Source organism: Silvanigrella sp., assembly GCF_044369315.1.
Classification (GTDB): Bacteria; Bdellovibrionota_B; Oligoflexia; order Silvanigrellales; family Silvanigrellaceae; genus Silvanigrella.
The window spans coordinates 1-6607 of the sequence record NZ_JBIPMD010000191.1 but is presented as its reverse complement, the minus strand read 5'-3'; the positions used below and the strand labels follow the sequence as shown (position 1 = coordinate 6607).

Below are 6607 nucleotides of genomic sequence, written 5' to 3'. Positions count from 1 at the left end.
ATAGGGATGTCAAAAGTTTTTTCCATAGATCTTGTCCTAATATGCTAAAATTTTCATATTCCTTGTCATTAAATTATATCCATTTGCGTATTCTGCTAAAATCGGCGAACTATTTCAGTTAAATACCGCATGGTATTCCGATTCAAAACGGCCATCAGAATGCAATTATATTCTGCTATAAACTTCTATTTCATAAAACTCCCTTCTTCGTCAATTTTTCGTTCTGAGTTTTTTCTCACAGATTCTCCTTTTAATTCAATTCTAATTGCAGTGCGAACAATTCTATCTAAAATAGCGTCAGCAATTGTTGAGTTTGGCATAAGCGAATGCCATTTTGATATTGGAGTTTGGCTTACAAATATTTTTGAAGATGTTTCACTTCGCAGTTCAATAAGTTCAAATAAATATTTTTGCTCAGACTCTGTAATGGAGTGTAGTTCCCAATCATCGATAATAAGAACATTGAATTTTGGCTCTGTCGCAAAAGATTCCAGATGAGTAAGAAGGTGAGATCTACTTTGTATCGAATAGAACTACATAACATGCTTAGAAAAGGTAGCATAAAACACTTCACAATAAACCTATTTGGGAGTAATTTTGCTACCAAATAGGTTTATTGTGCCTAGAAGACAATGATTGTCTTGATTTATCTGAATAATTTTTAATTAATTTATTTCTGCGACAAAAACCTCTACATATATCTCCCCTTTTTTTTCATTCATAATCATATAAATAAAAATCTTTAAATAAATCAATTTAAAAAAAATTCCTAATAAAATCGAATCATAAATTCTTAAAAAAAATTATTATTATTTAAAAAAAATTTAAAATACTCCAAAATCCTAACCAAAAAACAATTTGCTATAATTTTAGTCATTATAATAAAAATATCTTTTTGCAAGTTTTTTGCTTTAACCCGGTACGAAGGTATCAAAATTATTTATAAATACTTTTAACCTTTCTTTTTGTTTACCTAACCAAAATTACATAATGGAATTGTCAATATCATTTTATATTCAATATTTTAAAGTGCTTTTGTTTTATCTAAATTTCTCTAAAAATATAATTGAAATATAATAGATGAAAAAAAGTGGCAAAATAAAATCTATCGAAGAGTTGTCCCATCAAAATTTTTTATGTATTATTTTCGAAAGAGCCACTGAAGAGGGCTATGCGACTTTTTTAACATGCAGTTTAGTGAATGCTAGAAATAGAAAGACTTAAGTTTACATGAACATTTTGCGACGATTCGCTAAAAAAAGCATACTCTTCTTATTCCACAAAATAAAATCAATTAAAATTTTTTTATTTTCATTTGTTTTTATAGTATTAACTACAAATCATCCTTGTTTTAATTTAAATGAACAAATGTATCTTATTGAGTCTAATGAAACAGATAAATCAAGTTCAAGCAAAACAGTAAAAATAGAAAGAGGAAATTCAAATTATTTCCCCATTTGTGGAGCAGGCATAGATACCGAGCAATGTTGTAAAAATTTTATGAATAATACCGCTCAATTTATTGTTTTAAATAGAAAAGAGCTGCAAAAAAATCAATACGTTCGACAAATAAATATCTCTATTCAATTTCATAATGATTTATTAAGACCGCCCATCGCTTAATCCCATTATTTTAAAATCAAATTATAATTCAATATTTAATATTCATCTTTAATAGGATTAAGAAATGAAAAAACTTTATCAAAATGTAATGCATGCTGTTGGAAATGTACCTACGGTTCGCTTAAATAATATGAATGAGATATGCAAATTTCATAAATTATATTTAAAATTAGAGTCCTGTAATCCAGGTGGAAGCATTAAAGAAAAAAATGCGGTTTATTTAATTGAACAAGCAGAAAAAAAAGGCTTGCTTTCTAAAGACGGGATCATTGTTGAATCGAGTTCCGGAAATTTTGGAATTGGCCTTGCTATTGTTGGAGCTGCTAAAAATTACAAAGTATTTATTGTTGTTGATGCAAAAACACCTTCAGCAACAAGAAGAATGCTTGAAGCCTATGGAGCAACTTTGATTGATGTTCCTTTATCTGAAGCAGACGCAAATGGATCCATGCAAGTAGCACGAATGAAAAAAGCGGAAGAAATTGCAAATTCAACATTAGGCGCCTGGTATCCATGCCAACACAAAAATTCAGAAAATCCATCAGCACATAGCATTTATACAGCACAAGAAATTTCAAATGATTTTGAAGGAGCACCCGATGCCATTGTCATCGGACTAAGTACTTCTGGACAGCTTACAGGAATTGGATCTTTTTTTAAAAAGTTTTATCCAAATACAAAAATCATTGGAGTTGATGTTGCCGGTTCTTGTATTTTAGGAACACCTCCGCATCCTTATAAAATGACAGGACTAGGACTTTCTTTTATCCCACCGCAATTTAATGAAAATTTGATAGATATTGCTTACAGTGTCAGCGATAATTTAGCTTTTTCTGTTTGTCATACTTTAGCTAAAAAAGAAGGTTTATTGCTCGGAGGATCAACGGGAGCTATTGTTGCCGCTGGTATTTCATACGCACTCGAAACAAAAAAGGAACAAACGATTTTAATGATAAACCCAGACAGAGGAGATCGATATTTAGACACGATTTACAATAACGAATGGATTGAAAAACAAAATATAAAATTAAAATCAAATGAAATCCTTCATACTGAAATTGAAAATTTAAAACCTGTTGAAAATTTTTATTACAGAAAACAAAGTAAAATATCATGAAAAATTTATTTATAAAAAAAATGTGTACCTTATGGAAAGAATTTTTACCGCTTTCTATTAGCGATGTTACCATGGCAATGGGCGATCCCATGGTAAATACAGCATTAGCGCATATGCCTCGGACTCAAGAAAATTTTGCGGCATTGGGTTTTATCAAATCGATTGTTGTTTTATTTGAAAGTCCTATCATTTCTATGCTTCACGCCTCTAATGCTTTATCTGATAAAAAAGAATCCCGTGAAGCTTTATGGCGTTTTTTATTCATTTCGTGTGCTATTTTAACAACATGTCTATTGATACTTTCAATACCACCTGTTTTTTATTGGGTAACTATAAATTTATTTGGAATTTCAAATGAAATTTCTTCTATTGCCCATAAAATGCTTTTATGTCTTTTGTTATGGCCATCTTCTATTGCGATTCGAAGATATTATCAAGGCATTTTAATTATTAATGGCAAACAGAAGACATTAGCACACGCAGGTTTTTTTCGTTTTTTTGTCTTACTTATCTGTTTATTTATTGGATTTTTATTAAACATCAATAGTGGTTTTTTAGCTGGCGGATCTATGATGATTGGCGTTTTAGCAGAAACCGTCTTTGTTTTTTTAGCCGCTCAAAAATACAAAGATACATATAAAGAAACAAAATCACAAAAAGAGCCCCTTCCTTTGAATCCCAAAAGTGTAAAAGATATTTGGATCTATTATTGGCCATTAGCACATTCCATGGTTCTTGTCTGGGGTGGTAGAGCTCTCTTAATTTTATTTTTGGCACGTGCAACAGATAGCTCAATCTCTCTAGCCATTTGGCCCGTTACTTGGGCTCTCGTACTTGTTTTTGCAAATACAACAAGAATGATTCAACAAGTTATCATTCGTAACAAGGAAAAATATCATCCTTATGATTTTATTATCTTTGCTCTTAGCGTTGGATCTATTCTATCTTTATTTATTTTATTTTTAGTTACGAGCACCTTAGGAAAAAATACTCTTATTTTATTTATTGGACAAAATGAAATTTTATTAAATGGAGTTCAAAAAATATTAACCATTTGTTTTTGTATTCCCATATTTGTAGCAATGCAAAATGTGATGCAAGGACTTTTAATGGGAGTGGGAAAAACAAAAGAAATTAATTTTGCAACCTTATCAGGAACCGCAGTTCTTTTATTTGTTTCTTTTTTGGGAATTTATTTAAATTTTTCAGGAGCTCTTGTTGCTGCTTATGCTATGATTATTTCATTTATTTTAGAAATTTTAATTTTAAGTATAAAAGTTCCTTGGAGTTATTATACTCATCAATATTCAAAACAAAAATTAATTTAAAAAAGGTAAAAAATATGAAATACACTGCCCTAGCGCCTGGTACTTGTGGCGAACTTCTTCAAGGTTTTATTGATGACCAAGATTTTTTAATTAATAGTCCAATCCCTTTTTTTGCAAAAGCAAGTGTTACCCTTAATAAGAACTCTAATTTAATGGAACCATTAGAAGAATCAAAATATTCCAAAATAAATAAAATCATTAAAAAAATTTTTTCTCACTTTAATATGAATGAAAAGGTATCTCTAAATCTAGAAATTGATTCTAACATCCCGAGAGGAAAAGGACTTGCGTCAAGCACTGCTGAACTCACTGCGGTATTACTTGCATTAAGCAAGGCTTTAAATAAAAGCCTAAGCGATAATGAAATCACAAATTTATTGATTTCTGTAGATCACTCCTCTGATGGTGTTTTTTTACCAGGAATATCTTATATTAATCATTTAAAAGGAAATATTTATAAAAAATTTAAATATATTCCTTCATTATCTTTTATCATTATAGACTCTGGTGGTGAAGTATCTACTCAAAAATTTGATAGAAATCTTGCAAGATATATTTCCATTAAAAATGAAAACTCTTTAAGAAGCGCTCTAAAAATGATAAAAGAGGGATTCATGACAAAAAATATCCATTTCATAGCTAAAGCAGCTACATTAAGTGCTAAAATAAATCAGAATGTATTATACAAAGACCCATTAGATACCTTAATTAAGGGAACAAAAGATTTTGGTGGGCTTGGTGTCAATTGCGCACATACCGGAACTGTTTTGGGAGTTATGTTTGATCATAATTCAACAGATCAAAATCGTTTACTTGATCGTGTACATTCTCTTATTCACCCTCTTACTATCCTTGGTGTTTTTCCGTTAATATCAGGATCAAGATTAATAAATTAATATACTATTTATATATTATATTAATTTATTTTTTAAATTTTTTTTAAATTTTTTTTAAATTTTTTTTAAATTTATTAAAATACTTTTTCTTTAATTTTAATATTGTATTAATACATTTAACAAATATATACTTATCAATTTCTTGTTTTTGAATTAAAAATAGATATATTAAAAATAGGATCGAAAGATCCCAACTCCTACTAGGGATAGCTAGTTGGTAGAGCAAGCTTTACTCTATAAAATTTAAATTTATTCGTTGTAATAAATAATCAAAAAAAATTAAATAAAAAGATGGAGTTCAAAAATGAGGACGAAATTAATTAAAATTGGTACGTTATTTTGTTTTGTTTCTTTTCCAATATCAATACAAGCATCAGAAGAATTCAATTGTATTATTGAATTTGAAAATAATTCATCTGTAAATTTTATCAATCAAAACAATTTAGACGAATGTTTTGAAAAGTTAAATAACAAAGACATAACGGCAGCAACTATCATAAGCTCTGCTAGTTTAACCGGAACAAAAAATCATAATTTCATATTATCTAAAGAAAGATCAACAACTCTAGAAAGAATAGTTAAATTAAAGTATCCAGATATTTTAATTAAGAAAATTTCTATGGGTGAAAATAAAGATTTAGGAAGAAAAAATGAAATTGTTTTTATCATAAAGGATGAATCTGATAAAAAAAGAATTTCAGAACTAACCCAATCTTTGGAAGACATAAAATTAAAAAATCAACAAGATCAATTAAATAAAGATCTTAATGAAAAACAAAGACTGGCATCTATTGATGATGAAATAGAACAAAATAAAAAAAATGAGAAAAAGAATGCCTTCTTCAATGAAAATCCAAATTTTCGTGTCGCTATCAGAACAGGAATGGACACTGTCGTTGATGGAAGATATTTAAATTATTTATCTGGAGGTGCTGAATTTGCATGGATAAATAGAAATACATTTATTCGACCAGAAGTTGGTGTTAAATTTATATCTTCCATAAGTGGCATTAAAATAAATGACCAAGAAGTAACAAATGTTATGAATGCTTATGTATTTGTAGGTGGTGGCATAGGTATAAAAGGATTTGTAACAGGAGCTCGCCTTCTCTTAGGTAATGAATGGATTGATATTAATAATAAAACAGAAAAAATAAATGACTTTGCTCTTGGTGGAGAAGCTCGTATTGGTTATGAATGGGAAAAAGGAATATCCTTATTTGCAAGTTATGCCTTAACAAAAAGAATACAAATGATCGGTGCTGATATTGGGTATAGTTTTTAAACAAAAATTATTTTCAATCTAAATATATTACAATTCAAGGAAAATTTTTATGACAAATTTATCATCAACATTCATTGAAGAATTAAAAAATTCTACTAATGATCTTATTTCAATTCAAAAAGAGATTGAAACTAAAATAACAGAAAACAGAGAAATCGAAACAGAAAACTTAAATGACTTAAAAAAATCATTAGACAATATTCAAGTTCAATTGCAAGAAACTATAAAAACACACGAAGCTTTCAATGAAAACAAACTGATCCTAACCCCCATTTCAAGTTGACACTTTTCCATCATGAAAAGGAGAGTCAATGGATAAATTAGCAGAGCCACGAAGGCGCTTAGGATATTATGAAAA

Annotated in this window: 7 protein-coding genes; 6 read left to right on the top strand and 1 reads right to left on the bottom strand. The window is 28.8% G+C overall.

Annotated features, from left to right (window positions below; genetic code table 11):
• Positions 1 to 185: 185 nt before the first annotated feature.
• Positions 186 to 494, bottom strand: coding sequence for an ATP-binding protein (locus ACIQ56_RS13155; RefSeq protein WP_397601512.1), 309 nt, complete (start codon positions 492 to 494; stop codon positions 186 to 188).
• Positions 495 to 1368: 874 nt separating this feature from the next.
• Here ACIQ56_RS13155 and ACIQ56_RS13150 point away from each other — a divergent pair.
• The 6 genes from ACIQ56_RS13150 (at position 1369) to ACIQ56_RS13125 (ending at position 6532) form a co-directional block, all read left to right on the top strand.
• Positions 1369 to 1623, top strand: coding sequence for a hypothetical protein (locus tag ACIQ56_RS13150; RefSeq protein ID WP_397601511.1), 255 nt, complete (start codon positions 1369 to 1371; stop codon positions 1621 to 1623).
• A 64-nt stretch (positions 1624 to 1687) separates the two neighbouring features.
• Positions 1688 to 2740: a cysteine synthase family protein gene (locus ACIQ56_RS13145; RefSeq protein ID WP_397601510.1), complete on the top strand. Its 1053-nt coding sequence runs from the start codon at positions 1688 to 1690 to the stop codon at positions 2738 to 2740.
• Positions 2737 to 4068, top strand: a complete 1332-nt coding sequence (locus tag ACIQ56_RS13140) for a hypothetical protein (protein ID WP_397601509.1) — start codon at positions 2737 to 2739, stop codon at positions 4066 to 4068. The genes ACIQ56_RS13145 and ACIQ56_RS13140 overlap by 4 nt, the downstream gene beginning before the upstream one ends.
• A gap of 14 nt (positions 4069 to 4082) precedes the next feature.
• Positions 4083 to 4964, top strand: a complete 882-nt coding sequence (locus ACIQ56_RS13135; protein ID WP_397601508.1) for a hypothetical protein — start codon at positions 4083 to 4085, stop codon at positions 4962 to 4964.
• A gap of 304 nt (positions 4965 to 5268) precedes the next feature.
• Positions 5269 to 6249, top strand: a complete 981-nt coding sequence (locus ACIQ56_RS13130) for a hypothetical protein (RefSeq protein ID WP_397601507.1) — start codon at positions 5269 to 5271, stop codon at positions 6247 to 6249.
• 49 nt (positions 6250 to 6298) lie between these two features.
• Entirely contained in the window at positions 6299 to 6532 is a 234-nt protein-coding gene (locus tag ACIQ56_RS13125) for a hypothetical protein (RefSeq protein ID WP_397601506.1), read from the top strand.
• Positions 6533 to 6607 lie beyond the last annotated feature (75 nt).